The sequence below is a fragment of the Sorangium sp. So ce145 genome (genome assembly GCF_051525985.1).
In the GTDB taxonomy this organism is placed as follows: Bacteria; Myxococcota_A; Polyangia; order Polyangiales; family Polyangiaceae; genus Sorangium; species Sorangium cellulosum_B.
In genome coordinates, this window is record NZ_CP150315.1 from 6,048,626 (window position 1) to 6,066,824 (window position 18,199).

The 18,199-nt window shown below is 73.2% G+C and carries 15 protein-coding genes; 13 read left to right on the forward strand and 2 right to left on the reverse strand.

Annotated features, from left to right (window positions below):
• The first annotated feature begins 13 nt into the window (after positions 1-13).
• The 7 genes from WMF34_RS22100 to WMF34_RS22130 all read left to right on the forward strand — a co-directional run bounded on the left by WMF34_RS22100 (position 14) and on the right by WMF34_RS22130 (position 5,761).
• On the forward strand, positions 14-403 hold the full coding sequence (locus WMF34_RS22100) for a hypothetical protein (RefSeq protein ID WP_012236904.1): 390 nt from the start codon (positions 14-16) through the stop codon (positions 401-403).
• 129 nt (positions 404-532) lie between these two features.
• Positions 533-2,014 carry a sigma-54-dependent transcriptional regulator gene (locus tag WMF34_RS22105; RefSeq protein ID WP_437994659.1) on the forward strand — a complete coding sequence of 494 codons (1,482 nt, stop codon included), beginning with the start codon at positions 533-535 and terminating at the stop codon, positions 2,012-2,014.
• 84 nt (positions 2,015-2,098) lie between these two features.
• Positions 2,099-2,758 carry a type IV pilin protein gene (locus tag WMF34_RS22110; protein ID WP_231864986.1) on the forward strand — a complete coding sequence of 220 codons (660 nt, stop codon included), beginning with the start codon at positions 2,099-2,101 and terminating at the stop codon, positions 2,756-2,758.
• A gap of 156 nt (positions 2,759-2,914) precedes the next feature.
• Positions 2,915-3,526, forward strand: coding sequence for a type IV pilin protein (locus tag WMF34_RS22115; RefSeq protein WP_012236907.1), 612 nt, complete (start codon positions 2,915-2,917; stop codon positions 3,524-3,526).
• 79 nt (positions 3,527-3,605) lie between these two features.
• Positions 3,606-4,217 carry a type IV pilin protein gene (locus WMF34_RS22120; protein ID WP_012236908.1) on the forward strand — a complete coding sequence of 204 codons (612 nt, stop codon included), beginning with the start codon at positions 3,606-3,608 and terminating at the stop codon, positions 4,215-4,217.
• A gap of 60 nt (positions 4,218-4,277) precedes the next feature.
• Entirely contained in the window at positions 4,278-4,775 is a 498-nt protein-coding gene (locus WMF34_RS22125; RefSeq protein WP_012236909.1) for a hypothetical protein, read from the forward strand.
• A complete protein-coding gene (locus tag WMF34_RS22130; protein WP_437994468.1) occupies positions 4,772-5,761 on the forward strand; it encodes a hypothetical protein in 990 nt (329 codons plus the stop codon). The genes WMF34_RS22125 and WMF34_RS22130 overlap by 4 nt, the downstream gene beginning before the upstream one ends.
• A 452-nt stretch (positions 5,762-6,213) precedes the next feature.
• On the opposite strand, the gene WMF34_RS22135 is transcribed toward WMF34_RS22130, so the two are convergent.
• Positions 6,214-8,367 carry a PEGA domain-containing protein gene (locus tag WMF34_RS22135; RefSeq protein ID WP_437994469.1) on the reverse strand — a complete coding sequence of 718 codons (2,154 nt, stop codon included), beginning with the start codon at positions 8,365-8,367 and terminating at the stop codon, positions 6,214-6,216.
• Positions 8,368-8,943: 576 nt separating this feature from the next.
• Positions 8,944-11,763 (reverse strand): hypothetical protein, encoded by a 2,820-nt coding sequence (locus WMF34_RS22140; RefSeq protein ID WP_437994470.1) that lies wholly within the window; start codon positions 11,761-11,763, stop codon positions 8,944-8,946.
• Positions 11,764-11,923: 160 nt separating this feature from the next.
• Between WMF34_RS22140 and gatC the strand changes: the two genes are divergently transcribed.
• From gatC to WMF34_RS22170, 6 genes are all read left to right on the forward strand, one after another.
• Positions 11,924-12,235: an Asp-tRNA(Asn)/Glu-tRNA(Gln) amidotransferase subunit GatC gene (gene gatC / locus WMF34_RS22145; protein ID WP_012236913.1), complete on the forward strand. Its 312-nt coding sequence runs from the start codon at positions 11,924-11,926 to the stop codon at positions 12,233-12,235.
• Positions 12,236-12,240: 5 nt separating this feature from the next.
• Positions 12,241-13,794, forward strand: coding sequence for an Asp-tRNA(Asn)/Glu-tRNA(Gln) amidotransferase subunit GatA (gene gatA / locus WMF34_RS22150; RefSeq protein WP_012236914.1), 1,554 nt, complete (start codon positions 12,241-12,243; stop codon positions 13,792-13,794).
• A gap of 16 nt (positions 13,795-13,810) precedes the next feature.
• Positions 13,811-14,407 (forward strand): GNAT family N-acetyltransferase, encoded by a 597-nt coding sequence (locus WMF34_RS22155; RefSeq protein WP_437994471.1) that lies wholly within the window; start codon positions 13,811-13,813, stop codon positions 14,405-14,407.
• A 78-nt stretch (positions 14,408-14,485) separates the two neighbouring features.
• Positions 14,486-15,658, forward strand: a complete 1,173-nt coding sequence (locus tag WMF34_RS22160) for an NAD-dependent epimerase/dehydratase family protein (protein WP_437994472.1) — start codon at positions 14,486-14,488, stop codon at positions 15,656-15,658.
• 20 nt (positions 15,659-15,678) lie between these two features.
• Positions 15,679-16,944, forward strand: a complete 1,266-nt coding sequence (locus tag WMF34_RS22165; protein ID WP_437994473.1) for a lysophospholipid acyltransferase family protein — start codon at positions 15,679-15,681, stop codon at positions 16,942-16,944.
• Between the two features lie 29 nt (positions 16,945-16,973).
• Positions 16,974-18,146 (forward strand): tRNA pseudouridine synthase B, encoded by a 1,173-nt coding sequence (locus WMF34_RS22170; protein ID WP_437994474.1) that lies wholly within the window; start codon positions 16,974-16,976, stop codon positions 18,144-18,146.
• Positions 18,147-18,199: the final 53 nt, after the last annotated feature.

Genomic DNA, 18,199 nt, shown 5'->3' on the forward strand with positions numbered 1-18,199 from the left:
CCGTGCCGTGCCGATGCTCCGCCGCGCTGCGCTTCACCTCGCCGTCGCCTTCGCGATCTCGCTGCTCGCCGGTGCGGCGTGCCTGAGCCCGACGCTGCCGCTCCCCCCGCCCGAGCCAGCCGACACGATGCGGCCCACCGCAGATCGCGAGGGAGTGTGGCAGATCGCGGGCAACTGCAGCCCTGGCGCGCGCGTCAGCCTCTTCAACGAGCGGACGCAGCGGGGCGTGATCGAGGACGACACCGACGGGAACGGCCGTTACCTCCTCGAGATCGAGGCCCAGCTCTGCGACACCCTGCTCGTATGGCAGGAGCTGGAGGGCAACGGAGGCGAGGAGAGCGCGGCGCAATCGTTTGTCGTCGAGGAGCGCACACCGCTCGGCGTCGTGAACGCCTGCCCCTGAGCGCGCGACGAAGCCCCATGCGCCGAAGTGGGGCAGTCACGACGCGGTGACGTGATGACGACGCGGCGCGCCGCGCCCGATGCCCCCCCTCGACGCGTGAGCGGAGCATCGTGATAGGGTGTTGGCGTGATGGCGTCGATCCCGCCGAGCATCCCGCAGAACGCCACCCGGGTGCTGGTCGTCGATGACGAGCCGGGCCTCCGCCAGGTGCTCCACATTGCCTTCCACCGCCAGGGTTACGAGGTCGTGGTCGCGCCCGGAGCGCGCGCCGCCATCGAGGCCATCCGCCAGAACCCGCAGCCGTTCCCGCTCGTCCTCACCGACCTCGTGATGCCCGACGGCTCGGGGATCGAGGTGCTCACGGCCGCGAAGGCGCGGAGCAACGCGACCGAGGTGATCGTGATGACCGCGCACTCCACGGTGGAGAGCGCGCTCGACGCGATGCGCCACGGCGCGTACGACTTCGTCACCAAGCCGTTCTCTCCGGCGGAGCTCACCGCGCTCGCCGCGAAGGCGCTCGAGAAGAGCTCGATCGTCGCGGAGAACCAGCGGCTGCGCGCGCAGCTCGAGCGGCTCGATCTCCCGTCGCGCGAGCCGCTCGGCACGAGCGCCGCGATGCAGCGGATCGCCGAGCTGATCGCCAAGATCGCGCCGACGCGCACCACCGTGCTGCTCACGGGCGAGAGCGGGACCGGCAAGGAGCGGGTCGCCCGCGCGATCCACGACCAGAGCGATCGCGCGGCCAGGCCGTTCCTTGTCGTCAACTGCGGGGCGCTCCCGGAGGCGCTCATGGAGAGCGAGCTGTTCGGCCACGAGAAGGGCTCGTTCACGGGCGCCGGCGCGCGCTCGATGGGCCTGTTCCGGGAGGCGGACGGCGGGACGCTGCTCCTCGACGAGATCGGGGAGCTGCCGGCCGCGCTTCAGGTGAAGCTCCTCCGCGTGCTCCAGGAGCGGAAGGTCCGCCCGGTCGGCGCCGCCGCGGAGATCTCGGTGGACGTGCGGGTCCTGGCCGCGACCAACCGGGACGTGGAGGCCGAGGTCCGCCAGGGCCGGTTCCGGCAGGATCTCTATTATCGGCTGAACGTCATCCGCATCGAGCTGCCGCCGCTGCGCGAGCGCCCCGGGGACATCTCGCGGCTCGCCGAGCGCTTCCTCCGCCGCTTCGCCGCCGAGCTCGGCAAGGACGTCCGCGGGCTCACGACGGACGCGGTGCGCGCGCTCGACGCCTACGGCTTCCCGGGCAACGTGCGCGAGCTCGAGAACATGATGGAGCGCGCGGTGGCGCTCGCCGGAGGGCCCACGATCGGCCTCGGCGATCTCCCGACCGCCGTCGCCGGCCTCAGCGCGAGCCCGGCGCCGCTGCTCGCGCAGCTCCCGCCCGAGGGGTGCGCGCTCGACGAGGTGATCGGCGAGGTCGAGCGCCGGCTCATCCTCCAGGCGCTCGAGCGCACCGGCGGCGTCCGCAAGGCGGCCGCGAAGCTTCTCGGCGTCTCGTTCCGGTCGCTGCGCTACCGCCTCGCCAAGCACGCCCTTGCGGCCGATGGGGAGGGAGACGACGACCCGGAGGGAGGATCCCGACGAGAATCGTCACCGCCGGGCGCCCTGGAGTGACGGTTTTCGTCACCACCGCAAAAGAACACAACCCCACACCTCAGGCCCCTGCCCTCCTGACCTCAAGGAAAACCGAGGCAACTCATGAGCTTCTCGCGCAACTCGAAGACGGCGCCGCGCCGCGCGCTCCTTGGCACGTCACCTGCTGGAGCGTCAGGGCGCATGCGGAGCAGGCGGCGACAGCGAAGCGCAGCGAGCCGAGCGTTCACGCTCGTCGAGCTCCTCGTCGTCGTCGCGATGGTGGGTGTCCTCGCGGCGATCGCGATGGTCGGATACCGCAGGTACATGAACGCGGCGGGCGTCGCCGAGCCGAAGGCGGTCATTCAGGGCATCCGCGGCGCGCAGGAGGCCTACAAGGCCGAGATGCTCGTGTACCTGAATGTCTCTGGCACGCTCAACGACTGGTATCCCTCGGCAACGCTGGGCGCTCACAAGACCGCGTGGAGCAACCCGAGCCACAGCGATTTCGCGAACTGGCAGATGCTCAACGTGACGACGGACGGCGCGGTCCGGTTCGGGTACGCGACGGTGGCGGGCGTGACCGGCGGGCTCGAGCAGACCACCGGCACAACGTACACGTGGGCAGGTTTGCCGATGTCGCCGCTGGTGGATCCGCAGTTTGCGCCCAGCGGGCCCTGGTATGTCGTCCAGGCGGCCGGCGATCGGGACGGGGATGGAACGCTGGCATTGCTCCTGACGGCATCCACGATGTCGGGGATCTACATGGAGAACGACACGGAGTGACGGAGTAGAGGAGTTTCGCCCCGGCGCGGCGCGGAGAGCGCCTGTCCGTGGGAGAGGTTTTCGCGCTGCGGGCCGGCCGAGCCCGCACCAGGCGACATCATGGTCAGTCTCGGCAAAGCATCCAATTAAAGAAAGCATCACGGAGGATCGACACTCATGCGTGCAATCAAGCGATATGACAGGAGAGGCTTCACGCTCGTCGAGCTCATGATCGTCGTCGCCATCATCGGCGTCCTCGCCGCGCTGGCGATCTACGGCGTTCGCCGGTACCTCGCGAGCGCGAAGACCTCGGAGGCCAAGAACTCCATCGGCGCGATCGCCCGCGGCGCCGCCGCCGCGTACGAGCGCGAGACCGCCGCCTCAGAGATCTTGACCGGCGGCACCTCGACGGCCGCGAACCACGCGCTCTGCGACTCGGCGACCGCTCCGGTTCCGGCGGCTGTCCCAGCGGGCACGAAGTACCAGCCGAGCTCGGTGGCGACGGAAGACTTCAACGCGGGCACCTCGACCCTGGGTTGGCCGTGCCTCAAGTTCGCGATGACCCAGCCGATCTACTACCAGTACCACTACACCAGGGGTGCTCGCACCGGTGTGAGCACGACGTCGCCCGACCCGACGGCCAACGGCGCCACGGACTCGTTCGAGGCGGGCGCCGCGGGCGACCTCGACGGTGACGCCACGCTCAGCGCGTTCGCGCGCGGCGGCAGCGTCTTCAACGGGGAGCTGGTCCTGGCCACGCAGGTGTTCATCGAGAACGAGTACGAGTGACCCGCTCCGGGCTGTCCGGCTCATCGGAGCCGGACAGCCCCGGTCCACCAGCGTCGTCTGCGAACGGAAAGGGCGTGTCATGTCGAGCACGACATCGGTCCGTGGACGAGGCTTCACACTCATCGAGGTCATGATCGTGATCGCGATCGTCAGCGTGCTCGCCGCCCTGGCGATCGTCGGCGTGCGCAGCTACCTCGCCACCGCAAAGACGGCGGAAGCGAAGCAAATCGTCGGCGCCATCACCCGCACCGCGATCGCCCAGTACGAGCGCGAGCGCGACGTCTCGCAGATCCTGGCAGCCACGGGCGTCGTCTCGGCAAACACGCACCTCCTCTGCACCTCGGCGACGCCGGTCCCGCTCACCTTCACCGCCGTCGAGGGGACGAAGTACCAGCCGAGCAACGCGCCCGGCGTCGACTTCAACTCGGGCTCGACGCTCGAGGGCTGGCAGTGCCTCGGCTTCTCGATCAGCCAGCCCATCTACTTCCAGTACTCGTACCAGGTCGGCGGGAGCTACGTCAGCCAGGGCCTGCCTGGCGCGCCCCTCCCCACAGGGGACGGGTTCGAGGTGGGCGCAGTCGGCGACCTGAAGGCCGACGGGCAGAGGTGCACGATCACCCGCATCGGCGAGGTGCGCGACGGCGAGATCGCGACAAGCACCACGATCTACACGAACATCGACTCCGACTGAAGCGAACCGTGCCTCCCTCGCGCTTGTTCGATCGTGGAGGGGTGAGGTAGAGAGGAGCCCATGACCTGGCGCTCCTGGAGCGCGCTGGAGCTCAGCGCGGCCTTCGCGGTCGGCGGCAGCGTCCTCGCCGTCGCCGTCCCCGCGTTCTTCCGAAATCTCAGCGCGTCCAAGCTGAGCGAGCCCATCGAGGGGCTCGACCGGCTGGTGACGAGCGCGGTCGCCTACGCCGAGTCGCGGCCGCAGGAGATCAGCTTCCCCCCGTCCGCCCCGCTGACCCCGGCCCAGGTGCCGCGCGGCGTGCGCGCGGTCGATCCGCCGGAGTCGTGGGAGCACCTCACGTGGCGGTCGCTCGACTTCCGCTTCGAGGGGCCCCACGCGTTCTCCTTCCAGTTCACGAGCGAGGCCGACGCGTCGAAGGCCATGCGCTTCACCGCGACCGCGCACGGCGACCTCGACGGCGACGGCGTGCTGTCCACGTTCGAGGTGCGCGGCGAGCGGATCCCCGGGGAGCCGGCCCGCGTGCTGCCGGGCATGTTCGTGGACCGCGAGGTGGAATGATGGGCCTCCCTCCGGTGCGCGGGCCAGGGGCCCCTCCGGCGGCTCCCTCGCTCCTCGCCCGTTTCGCTGGCGCGCGCGATGCGCTCGTCACGGTCGCGCTCTCGGCCGCCGCCGCCATCGCCATCGGGAGCGTGCGCGCGCCGGCCGCGGACCTGGAGCGGCGCATCGCCGAGACCTCCGACGTGTATGTCCTGCCGCCGCCGGACGAGGTGGTCACCCTGTCTCTCGGCTACCGCGCCGCGCTGGCCGATCTGCTCTGGTCGCACGTGCTCGTCTCGCAGGGCCTGCACACGATGGAGCGGCGCCGGTTCGAGAACCTCACCCTGCTGCTCGACGCCATCAACGCGCTCGACCCGACCTTCCGCGACCCCTACCTGTTCGCGGACGCGCTCATCACGTTCCAGACGAGCGAGACGCCGCGCCACGAGATCATCAAGGCGCGAGAGATCATGGAGCGCGGGGTCCAGAACCGCCCCCTCGACGGCGAGATCTGGCTCGCGCTCGGCCAGTTCGTCGGCTTCATCGCGCCGGGCACGTACCTGACCGATCGGGAGGAGAAGGCGCGGTGGCGCCTCGAGGGGGCCCGGATGCTCGCGCGCGCCGCGGAGCTCGGCGGCGGCGACGCGAACATCAGCTGGCAGGCGCTCGGCGGCGCGGGCATCCTGGGGCGCGCCGGCGAGCGAGAGGCGCAGATCCGGTTCCTCCAGCGCACGCTCGCCGTCACCGACGACAAGGAGCTCAAGCAGAAGATCCGCGCGCAGCTCGACAAGCTCCTCGACGCGCGCGACGCAGAGAAGTACCGCCGGCGCCTCGACGGGTTCCGCGAGCTCTGGCGGCGCGATCTGCCGTTCGTCAGCAACACCGCGATCCTCGTGCTGGGCCCCCCGCGCGACCCGGCGTACTGCGCCGGCGGCGCGCACGCGGACGAGCCGCGCTGCGCGACCACCTGGCGGGCCTGGGCGGAGCGGGTCGAGGGCGAGCAGTGAGCTGCCTCGGGCGCTGAAACGGCGCGCGCCGGACGCCGGCACCACGCCCGGGCGTCCCCGGAGCGGGCCGAGCGAACCGCCAGCGCCAGCAAGGCCAGCGCCCGGCATCGCCCGGACTCGCTGGCAGCTCGTCCGGGTGTCCCTGGCGGCTCTCGTGACGTCCCTGCCGGCTCTCGTGACGTCCCTGCCGGCTCTCGTGATGTCCCTGGCGGCTCTCGTGACGTCCCTGGCGACTCTCCCGGCGTCCCGAGCAGCTGGTCTTGGCGTTCCAGGCGGCTTTTCTCGTGTCCCTGGCGGCTCTCCAGGCGTCCCAAGCAGCTGGCCTTGGCGTTCCGGGGGGCTTTTCTGGTGTCCCTGGCGGCTCTCCCGGCGTCCCTGGCGGGTCCTCAGGCGTCCCTGGCGGGTCCTCAGGTGTCCTGGCGGCGCTCCAGGCGTCCCTGGCGGCCAGGTGTTCATTCGAACTTGACGGCCGCGGTCTTGGTCTCGCCTGCCTTCACCGTGACGGTGACCGACTTCTTCCCGAGATCCGGGTGGATGAACATCACCGTGTGCGACCCCGCGGAGACGCTGACACCCACCTTGGGCGTGCTCCCCAGCGGCCGCCCGTCGAGGACCACCTTCGAGACCGGGATCGAGTTGATGTTCAGCGTCGCACCGCCGGCAGCTGCCGCGGGCTCCGGCGCGTCCGCAGGCGCTTCCACCTTCGGCGCGGCGGCCACGGGCTCCGACCTCGGCGCTGCCGGCGCCGGAGCAGGCGCTGGCGCTGGCGCTGGCGCGGCCGGCTCGGACTTGCGCGCCTCGTCGAGCGCGATCCGGATCGTCTTCTCGGCCTGCCCGTCCTCGAACGAGATCGCCTGAGAGAAGTCCTGGTGCCCCCTCTTCGTCGCCACGATCTTCCAGCGCTCGGACGCGGTGACATCGACCTTGACCGGCGGCTTCTTCCAGGCCGAATCGGGCAGCTTCTTCTCCGTGCCCTTGGCGCTCACCAGCTTGACCGAGGCGCCCGACGTGGCGAGCTCCAGCGTCACCTGCCCCTTCAGCACCTTGAGCGCGACCGCGCCGAGGTCCTTCATCTGGCCCTGGCCGACCTCCACCGTCTGCTCCAGGGGCTCGAAGCGCTCGCCGCCGTCGAAGCGGATCTTGTGCTCGCCCGGCGGCACGCTGACCTCCACGGGGAGCGCGCCCTTCTCCTCGCCGTCGATGAAGACCTTCACGCCGGGCGCGCCTGACGCCTTCACGCCGGTCGTGGTCGACGCGCTGGTGGAAGACCGCTCGGCGCCGGCCGCGTCGAGCGTGATCACGACGACCTTCTCCTTGCCGCCCTCGACGATCTCGACGGCGTCGCGCGGCGGGAAGTCGGGGGCGAGGATCTTGACCACCTTGGAGCCGGGCTCGAGATCGCGCACGACGCAAGGAACGGTGTCGCAGCGCTTCTGGCCGTCGAGGAAGATCTCGGCCCGGTCGACGGCGCCGCCGCCCGGGGTCTTCAGGTCGATCGTGAGCGCGCCCTTCTTCGGCACCAGCATGACCACCGCCAGGATGAGCACGGCGACCAGCGCGAGCCCGCCGAGGAGCACGCCCGCCTTGCCGGCGCCCTGCTGCGCCACGTGGCGCGGGCGGATCTCCGTCGGCTCGTCCTTGCGCGACAGCGCGCGGAGCCCGAGGTCCGGCGGCATCGCCGGCGCGGGCGGGGCGCTCGGGATCGGCGGCGGCGCCGGGACGGGGGTGCGCCCCCGCGAGGCCGACGCCGCGCCGCCAGAGCTCGCGACCAGCGCCGCGGCCGCCTTCGGGATCGCCGGCGAGCCCGCCGCCGGCAGCGCGCTCGATCGCCCAGGATTGTAGTCGTTCCCCTGCTTGTCGTAGACGTGGGTCGACTCCTCGTCGTCGTCCCAGTTCATGTCGACCGCGGTGCCCTTGACCGAGCGAGGCTTCGCGTCGTCACCCGCCTTCTGCGGCGGCTTCACCGACGGCAGGCGCACCGGCGGAGGGACCACCGGAGGCAGCGAGCCCGAGGCCCCGCTGACCGGCGCCGGCGGCAGCGGGCTCTTCGACGGCAGGGCCGGGGCGCTGATCGCGGGCAGGGACGGCTGGCGCGACCGAGGCGGCACCACGGGCGGCAGGGAGCCCGTCTTGACCGAAGGAGGCATCGGCGGCGGAAGCGACCCCGGGCTCGTCCCCTTCGCCGACAGGGGCGGCGGGAGCGACGCCGGACCGGTCCCCTTCTGCGTCACGGCCGGCGGCGGCAGCGACGGCGGCGGCAGCGACGGCGGCGGCAGCGACGGCGGCGGCAGCAGCGACGACGGACCGGTCCCCTTCGGCGGCACGGGCGGCGGGAGCGACCCCGGGCTCGTCCCCTTCGACGGCACGGGCGGCGGGAGCGACGACGGGCCAGCCCCCTTCTGCGCCACGGGCGGCGGAAGCGGAGACGGCACGCCGCTGGGGAGCGTCGCCGCATGGTTCGGCGGCGGCGGCACCGCCGCGCCGACGAGGGTGCGCGACCGCGCAGGCGGCGACGGAGGTACGAGGGCGGTGCTCGTGGCGGGCGACTTCTTCTTCGCGAGCCCCTCGAATACGTCCAGATCGCTGCCGCCCTTGTTGTCCGCCATGTTCGAGAACTCCTCAGGATATGCGGCGCCGTTCGCCGCGGCGTCCCTGAAACGGAAACGGAAACGGAAACGGAACCGGAACCGAAAACGACCGCGCATGCTCCGCGCGACGAACGTGAGCTCGATGCACAAGCGCTCGTCGCGGGCGAGCTCGGAGCGCGCTAGAATCCCCTGATCCGCTGCAGCGTACCGCTGGTCCGGTGACTTCGCGAGCGCCATCGGGAGGATCTCGGCGGCAGCGAGGCGCCGCGCGCGCCGCGATCTCGCGCGGATCCAGCGCTCCACCGCCGGCGATGCGGCGCGCGACGAGCGCGACGTCCGCTGCGCGCGCGACGTCCGCCGCGCTCCGCAACGCGACGCTGCGCGCGATCCACCACCCGCACATCGCGCGCGCGCCGCGCGCGACGTCCGCTGCGCGCGCGCCCCCGCCCGGCGAGCCAACGCAGATCCGCGCCGAGATGTCGCAAGCTCCGAAGGATCGCAATCGCTGCACCGGCCGACGTGTATTAGTCCGTCGGGCCGCCAGCGCACAAGCGCCTACTGCACGTCAGGGAAGGGCCGGGGGCGCCGTCACGCTCACGGATCGCCGCCCGCCGTTTCCTCTTTCTTCGGCTTTTTGAAGTACCGAACGCGCTTCTGCTGCAGCGGGTACCAGACGCTGTGCGGAACGATCGGTGTGGATTCGAACATCCGGCCGGCGCCGGGCGCCTCGGCGCGCGTGAGCCGGACGGCGCGCGGGCCAGACGGCGGATGGACGGCGGCGCCGGCGAGATCGGTATCGCCGCCGAGGGCCACCGAGAGCGGCCGAGGCAGGTAGATCCGCGAGGAGCAGCCGAGCCCCGCCAGGAAATCCTGGAGCAGCTTGGCGTCGCGCGGATCGGCAGGTGCCGTGGGCGGCGCCGATGCGTCCGGCGCCAGCGCGGCGTCCGGTGCGCTGGACGGCCCGGCCGCGGCCCGCTCGACGTAGATCAGCATCCCATCCTCGTCGTTGACGCCCAGCGCGGCCACGGCCCTCGCGCTGCCGAGCGCCCCCGTCGCGATCCGGACCGCGCCGCGCACCGGGGAGGTCGGCGAGGCGGAGAAGGACCCGGCCGAGTGCCAGATGCTCGACCCCTCGCCCTGCCCCGCGCCGGGCGTCGCGGCGCCGTCGCTGAAGACCGCCACGGTCGCTCCCGCGCCGGCCGGCGGGGGCGCCCCGGGCTCGCCCAGCGGCGCGGCCGCGACGGTCCGCGGGTCCACCTTGAGCACCCGCAGCCGGACATCGGGCCGCGCGGGATCAGGGCGGATCTCGGTGAGCGCGAGCGCATAGGGGAAGCCGTGCTGCGGGAGCCCCTGGGTGCGCCAGGCGCCCTCCCCCGCCACGGCCGGCGCCGCGCGGGGCGCCAAGGGCGGCCCCGGCAACAGGTGCCGCAGCGTCATGTAGAAGAAGTCGCGCGCCTCCCGCCGGATGTAGCGGGGGAAGTTCATCAGGCCCATGCCGCGGATGAGCCGGCGGCCGCGGAACCGGTAGCCCGAGAGCCCCGAGACGTCGCCCTCCGTCTCCCACTCCCCCTGGAGCGCGCGCCCGAGCGGCGGCAGCTCGCCGCTCGGCGCCACACGATAGAACTCGAGCCCGCTGTGGCCCGCGTTCATGTCGAGCGCGATCCCGTAGGAGCAGCGGGCCTGGATCATCGCCTGGGCCAGGGCCTCGGGGCTCACGTCGGCGCCATAGAAGTAGGCGACGAAGCGCTCCCGGGTCAGGCAGATGCCGGTCCTGACCGTGTGCGTCTTGTCGGCCCACCCGGGCGGCGTGCCTCCCCACCACGTCCGGCCGAAGGGATTCCATTTCTCGTCCTCGACCATGACCGTCATGTTCTGGCGGAACGAGAGCATCCATTCGGGGACGGTCTCGTCCTCCGACCAGCTCCCGAAGACGGTGCTGCCGTCGCGCCGGACGGCCACCGTCGCGGCGTAGGGCTTCGGCGGCAGGTACATCACCCCGTCGGCCATCATGCCGAACTCGCCGTGCATCGCCTGGAAGCCGGCGTTCGACGCGGCGACCACGCGCTTCATGACCTCGGGCGTGCGCGGGATGAGCCCCGGCCCGGCCTCGCCCGTCGCGCCCTTGGGCTCCACCGTGCCCGCCATCATGTGGAGCTCCACCTGGCGCGGGTCCCAGAGCGCGATGTAGACGCGCGTCGCCTTGCGCGAGCGGTCCGTCCGGAGGAACGTGGTCATGAACGCCGGCGGGAGCCCGTCGAGCTGGCGCACGAAGGCGTCGCCCCCCTGGGGGTTCCACTGCCCCTCGCCCGGCAGCGGCGGCGTCACCCAGGGTTCGAGCCGCGCCGGCGGCCAGCCGATCTCGGGATCGATCGGGATCTGGCGGACGGGCGGATCCAGCTCGCTCTGGCCGAGGTCCGCGGCGATGTCCTCCGCGCCGGTGTCGCCCGTCACCGCCTCCTTGTTGCGGAGGACGAAATCCAGCGCCGTGAACGCCACGGCCTTGACCGTCTGCATCGCGGCGTCGCCGATCACGAGGCGCACCCGGTCGACCGCCCAGGTGACGAGGTTCCCCGGCCGCGCGACCTCGGACGCCTCGGCGCGGATCCACGCGGGCAGCGCCGCGTCGTCCACGCCGCGCACCGGCAGGCGGGCCTCGCGGCCGCCCGCGCGGACGACGACCGCGCTGTCGTCCTCCAGCGCGACGGCGACGTCCCCCGCGTCCGGGCCGCGGCGGCTCCGCGGCGCCTCGGCGCCCGGCTCCTCGGCGCCCGGCTCCTCGGCGCCCGGCTCCTCGGCGCCGTTCTCCTCGCTCCGGGCGAGGTCGATCGCGAAGGTCCGCCGGCCGATCCCGCGCAGCCGGCCTGTCGCCTGCCAGCTCGTGACGGCGTGCTGGAGCCGCTCGACGAGGGACCAGTCCGCGCCGCCCGAGAGCTGTTGCCCGTCCAGCTCGAGCACGTGCACCGTGGGCGACGCGGCCTCGATCAGCGGGCGCGAGACGTAGGCGAGGGCCTCGCCGCGGAGCACGGGCTTCGACTCGTCCGCGCCGCTCGTCTCGGTGAGGTTGTGGATCGCCGAGACGTCGAGCAGGACGCCCTCCGGCGAGAGCCTCGCGTCGACGAGGTACAGGTCGGTGGGCTCCCCGCGCTCGCCGCCGGCGCGCACGCCGCGCGCGCCGCGCACGACCGCGCGCGCGTCTGTGCCGAACGGGCGGAGGCCGCCGCGCGGCGGATCCACCCACACCATATCGCCGGCCGCCGCGGCGACGCCCCGCTCCGCGAGCTCCGCGGCGAGCGCGGTCGAGCGGTCGCGAGCGCCTCCGCCGACGGCGGGCGACATCGCCACGGCCGCGGACGCGCAGAGGACGAGGATGCCGATGCGCTCGCGGCGCAGGGAGGGCGTTTTCGGGGACTGCATTCGCGGACAACGCGCGGAGGGGCGGGGCTCCTGCCCGGGCGATCGAGGACGACCGGACGCGCGCGCGGCAGCCGTTATCACCGTTTTTGTACCGCGGCCAGGCTCGGGGGCGCGCGGCGCTGGCGTCCGCGGAACCGGCGGTGCTACATCGGGCGCGCCCATGTCGAACGCTGACTCGCCCCCTCTCCGCCGCGACGAGGCGCTGACGATAGCGCGCCTCGCCCACCTCGACCTCTCCGCCGAGGAAATCGAGCGCCTCACCGGTGATCTCGGCAACATCCTCAGCTACGTCCGGCAGCTCGAGGAGCTCGACGTCTCGGCGGTGCCGCCGACGGCGCACGTGCAGATCGAGCGGCTGCCGCTCCGCGCCGACGAGGAGGCGCCGAGCCTGCCGCGCGAGGTGGCCCTGCGGGAAGCGCCGCGGGTCGAGGACGACGGGTTCGCCGTTCCGGCGTTCGTGGACGAGGGGTGACGCCGATGGACACAGCGATCCTCGATCGATCCATCCCGGAGCTCGCGGCGCTCGTGCAGCGCGGCGAGGTGAGCGCCGAGGAGGTGGCCAGGGCCGCGCTCTCGCGCATCGAGCAGCGCGACGGCGCGCTGGGCGCGTTCCTCACCGTGCAGGGGGAGCAGGCCGTCGCGGCGGCGCGCGCGCTCGACGCGCGGCGCGCGCGGGGCGAGGCGCTCGGCCCGCTCGCCGGCGTGCCGATCGGCCTCAAGGACGCGCTCTGCACCGAGGGCGCCCCGACGACCGCCGGCTCGAAGATCCTCACGCGGGCGGCGGCGGGCGGGGACGGCGCGTCCAGGGCGCCCGACCCGGCGCGCGGGTTCCGCCCGCAGTTCGACGCGACGGTCGTCACCCGCCTGCGCGAGGCCGGCGCGATCCTGCCGGGCAAGTGCAACATGGACGAGTTCGCGATGGGCTCGTCGAACGAGAACAGCGCCTTCGGCCCGGTGAAGAACCCGTGGGATCCGTCGCGCATCCCCGGCGGATCGTCCGGCGGAAGCGCGGTCGCCGTGGCGGCGGGGATGACGCCCGGCTCGCTCGGGTCGGACACCGGGGGCTCCATCCGCCAGCCGGCGAGCCTCACCGGCGTCGTCGGCATCAAGCCGACGTACGGCCGCGTCTCTCGCTATGGCCTCATCGCGTTCGCCTCGAGCCTCGACCAGATCGGGCCGTTCGCGCAGGACGTGAAGGGCGCGGCGCGCCTGCTCGAGGTGATCTCGGGCCGCGATCCGCGCGACGCGACGAGCCTCGACGCCCCGGTGGGCGCCTGCGAGGCCGCGTGCGGCCGCGACGTCGCGGGGCTGCGCATCGGGGTGCCCGAGGAGTACTTCGCGAAGGGCATCGACGCGCGGGTCGAGGCGAAGGTGCGGGAGGCCATCGAGGGGCTGCGCGGGCTCGGCTGCGAGATCAAGCCCGTGCGCCTGCCGCACACGCGGTACGCCGTGGCGGCCTACTACATCGTCGCGACGGCCGAGGCGTCGTCCAACCTGGCGCGCTTCGACGGGGTGCGCTTCGGGCTGCGCGTGGAGGGCGACCGCGGCGGGAAGGCGGACCTCCAGGGCCTCTACGGCCGGACGCGCGGCGAGGGGTTCGGCCGGGAGGTGAAGCGCCGGATCCTGCTCGGCACGTACGTGCTGTCCGCGGGCTACTACGACGCGTATTACCTGCGCGCGCAGAAGGTCAGGACGCTGATCCGGCGCGATTTCGACGAGGCCTTCCGCGAGGTGGACCTCATCGCGGCGCCGGTCTCGCCGACGGTCGCGTTCCGGCTGGGGGAGCGGGTGGACGATCCGCTGTCGATGTACCTGGCCGACGTCTACACGCTGCCCGCCAGCATGGCCGGGCTGCCCGCGATCAGCGTCCCGTGCGCGACCGCGCAGGCGCCGGACGGCGGGCCTCCGCTGCCGGTCGGCCTGCAGCTCATCGGCCCTGCGCTGGAGGAGGCGCGGCTCTGCCAGGCGGCCTACGCGTGGGAGCAGATCTCCCCGGTGCGCGGGCTGCGCGCGCGCGTGTCGAACGCGTGACGAGCGGAGCGCGCCGATGAGCTCCGCGATCACCGTGGCGGCGGCTGGCCCCGAGCACCTCCCGGGGCTCGAGGCGCTCTTCGAGGCCGCCGGCACGCCCTGCTACTGCCGGTACTACCACTTCGGCGGCACCAACAACGAGTGGCTCGCGCGGTGCTCGGACGGCCAGGGCGAGAACCGCCGGGAGTTCGCCGAGGCGCTCGCCTCGGGCAGCGACGAGGCGCGGGGCGTCGTGGCGCTCGCGCCGGAGGCGCCCAACGTCGTCGGGTGGCTCAAGGTCGCGCCCGCGGCGGCCGTGGCGAAGGCGTACGAGCGACGCCTGTACCGCGGGCTGCCGTGCTTCGCGGGCGATCGCGCCGGCGTCTTCCTGATCGGCTGCGCCGTCGTGCACCCGGGCCACCGGCGGCGAGGCGTCGCGACCGCGCTCGTCGCGGGCGCGGTGGAGCTCGCGCCCTCCTGGGGCGCGCGCGTCCTCGAGGCCCTGCCGCGCCGCCCGAAGGAGCCGGTGAGCGACGAGGAGCTGTGGACCGGCCCGGTCTCCGCGTTCACGAGGAACGGATTCGCCGAGGTGCACGCGTTCGAGCCGTATCCGGTCCTGCGCCGGGTGTTGTGACAGCGCCGCGGCGAGCCCCGGCCGGGGTCGCGCTTCACTTGCGCGCGCCGGCCGACCAGGTAGTGTCGCGCCCCGCGCATGGCTCCCACCTCCGAGCACCCTGAAGCCGCGGCCCACGACGTCGCCGAGCGGAGCTCCGCCGCCGGCGCGGATCACGCCGCGCCTGCCTCCTCCGCGGGCGTGGCCACGGCCGGCGCGAGCGAGCCCCCGGCGTCCGCGGCGGCGGAGGCCTCGCCGACGAGCCGGCGCGCGTCGTCCAGCTCGAGGGGCCGGGTCATCGCGCTCACCGGCGCCGCGTCCTTCCTCGGGCGCAACCTGATCGGGATCCTCGAGGAGGACCCGCGCATCGCGCGCGTGGTGGCCATCGACATCAAGCGGCCGGACACGGGCGGCTCCAAGCTGCGCATGCACACGGTCGACCTGACGGAGCCCGCCTCCGAGGAGCGCGTCGCCGAGGTGCTCGCGGCCGAGCAGGTGGACACGCTCGTCCACCTCTGCTTCCTGTCGTCGCCCACCCCGGCGACCGCCTGGGCCCACGAGCTCGAGTCGGTCGGCACGATGCACCTGCTCCACGGGGCGCGCCAGGCGAGCCTGCGCAAGCTGATCCTCTGGAGCCAGACGATCCTCTACGGCGCGCACCCGACCAACCCCAATTTCCTCACGGAGAAGCACCCGCTCCGGGCGGACCCGGACGAGCGCTTCTTCGCGGACAAGATGGCCGCCGAGCGGGAGCTCAACGCCTTCGGCGCGAAGGCCAAGGGCACGACCGTCACCATCCTGCGGACCGCGCCGATCCTCGGCCCGACCGTCCAGAACTACGTCACCCGGTTCCTGGCGCGGCGCCTGGTCATGACGATGCTCGGCTTCGATCCGCTGTGGCAGTTCATCCACGAGGTCGACGCGATCGCCGCCTTCAAGCTCGCCATCGACAGCGATTTCCCCGGGACCTTCAACATCGTGGGCGACGGCGTGCTGCCGCTCTCCACGATCGTGCGCCTCGCGGGCCGGACGGCGGTCCCGGTGCTGCACAGCGCCGCCGGGCCGCTCGCCTCTGCGCTCTGGGCCGCGCACGCGGCGATCGCCCCGCCCAGCTTCCTGCGGTACCTGCGCTATCTCTGCGTGGCGGACGGCGAGAAGGCGGCGCAGGTGATGGGGTTCCGGCCGGTCTACACGACGCGCGAGGCGTTGCTCGACTACACGAGCGCGCAGCGGCTGCGGGACGTGCGCCTGCTGCAAGAGACGCCCGCGTGATGCGGTTCGGGGGGTGAGCGATGGGCACGGAGCACGATCGAGAGCTCGAGGAAGCAGGGGCAGGGAATGGATCGCCGCCGTCGACGCGCGGGCGCCCCGATCGGACGGGGCCCGGGCAGGTCGTGCCGAGCGCCGACATCGAGGACGAGGAGACCCGGTACCTGGCGCCGATCGGCCCGACGGAGCCCTCGGACGGGCGGAAGACGCAGTCGTCCGAGGTGCACGCCCCGGTCGTGCCGGTGACGGCCGAGGAGCTCCAGCGCCAGATCAGGGAGCTCGAGGCGCGGCTCAAGCGGATGCTCGCCGGGGGGCCATCGCCCGACGCGAGCGGCGCGGTGGGAGGCATGCCCGAGACCGAGCGGAGCCCGCGCCTGGGCGGAGCGCCCGCCGCGTCGGCCGGCTTCGCCAGCGAGCCGCCGCTGTCCGAGCCCGGGACGGCGCGCGACGTCCTGTCGACCGACTTCTACCTGCGGCAGTGGGGCCGCGCCGGCCTGCGCCGCCGCTCGGAGGAGGTCGACGAGTTCGGCTTCGATCCCAAGTACGAGGCCCGGTACAGGTCGCTCTTCGACTTCCTGCACAGGTACTATTTCAGGATAGATATCGAGGGCATCGAGCGTATCCCCGCCGAGGGGCGGTGCCTCGTCGTGTCCAACCATTCGGGCGGGCCCATCCCCTACGACGGGCTCATGCTGCGGGCCGCGGTGCGGCGGGAGCACCCGGCGCGGCGGGAGCTCCGCTGGCTGGCCGACGATTTCGTGTACTACCTGCCGTTCGCCGGCACGATCATGAACCGGCTCGGGGCCGTGCGGGCCTGCCAGGAGAACGCGGAGCGGCTGCTCGCGGGCGAGCGGCTCATCGCGGTCTTCCCGGAGGGCGTCAAGGGCAGCGGGAAGCTCTACAAGGACCGGTACCAGCTCCAGCGGTTCGGTCGCGGCGGCTTCATCCGGCTCTGCCTGCGCACGCGCACGCCGCTCGTCCCGTGCGCCATCGTGGGGGCCGAGGAGACGAACCCGCTGTTCTACCGGGTCGAGCACCTCACGCGCGCGCTCGGCATCCCGTACCTGCCCATCACGCCGACGTTCCCCGCGCTCGGGCCGCTGGGCCTCGTTCCGGCGCCCACCAAGTGGAAGATCCGCCTGGCCGATCCGGTGCGGTTCGACGCGTACGGCCCGGAGGCGGCGGACGATCAGATCCTGGTGCGGCGCCTCGCGGAGCGCGTGCGCGCGACGATCCAGGGGCTCATCGACGAGACCCTGGCCACCCGGAAGTCGATCTGGTTCGGATGAAGCGATCTGCCGAGGCGAATCCTCACTCCATGCCCGAAAATACGAACGAAGGGGATCCGCCCGCCGAGCCCGAGCGAGCGACGCACAGGGGCGCGCGGCCGGAGGGCGTGCTGGTGATCGACAAGCCGCGCGGGCCGACGAGCCACGACGTCGTGGCCCGCCTGCGCCGCGCCCTCGGCGTGAAGCGCATCGGGCACGCGGGGACGCTCGACCCGATGGCGTCCGGCGTCCTCGTGGTGCTCGTCGGCGAGGCCACCAAGCTCGCCCCGTACCTGACCGCGCAGGACAAGCGCTACACGGCGCGCGTCGTCCTCGGTGTGGGGACGGACACCCTCGACGCGGACGGGGAGATCACCGCGACGCAGCCCCTGCCGCCGTGGCTCGACGCGGAGCTCGGCGCCCTCGCCGGGGCCGGCGGGCCTCCCGGCGGCGAGGCGCTCGCGCGCGCGGCGCCGCGCATCGCCGCCGCGATCGACGCGGAGCGGGCGCGGCGGGAGCAGGCGCCGCCGGCCTACTCGGCCATCAAGGTCGCCGGGCAGCGCAGCTACGCCCTGGCGCGCGCCGGCCAGGCGGTGGAGCTGTCGGCGCGGGCCGTCGAGGTCCGGTCGCTCGAGGTGACCGGCGCCTCGCGCGGCGTGCTTGGTGCACCTGCCACGGGCGCCGCGCCGGCCGCGGGCGCCGCGCCGGCCACGGGCGCCGCGCCGGCCACGGGCGCCGCGCCGGCCACCCTCGATCTCGAGCTCGGGGTGAGCAAGGGCTATTACGTGCGCTCGCTGGCGCGCGACCTGGGCGCGCACCTCGACGTGCCCGCGCACCTGTCCGCGCTCCGCCGCACGGCGAGCGGCAGCTTCACCGTGGAGCAGGCCGTGTCCCTCGACGCCGGCGCCGAGGCGCTGCGCGCATCGCTGCGCCCGCTCGCCGACGCAGCCGCCGCGAGCCTCCCGGTCGCCCGCCTGACCGAGCACGGCGCCCGGCGCGCGCGCATGGGACAAGCGCTCACCGAATCCGACTTCTCCATGGCTCCCGCGCACCCTGGCGCCGCTGTATGGCTCGATCCGGATGGGGCTGTCGTGGCGCTCGGCGCCTCGGAGGTCGCCGATGTGGACGCCGGTGAGGGCCATCCAGCGCCATCGCCGACTCGGTTTTCCGTCCTGCGCGGTTTTTCTGAAGCGCCCGACATGCGTGGGAATGCTGCTAGATAAGAGAAACCCACAGCACACGGCAATTCCCTGGACTTCGGCAGATCTACGGCGCA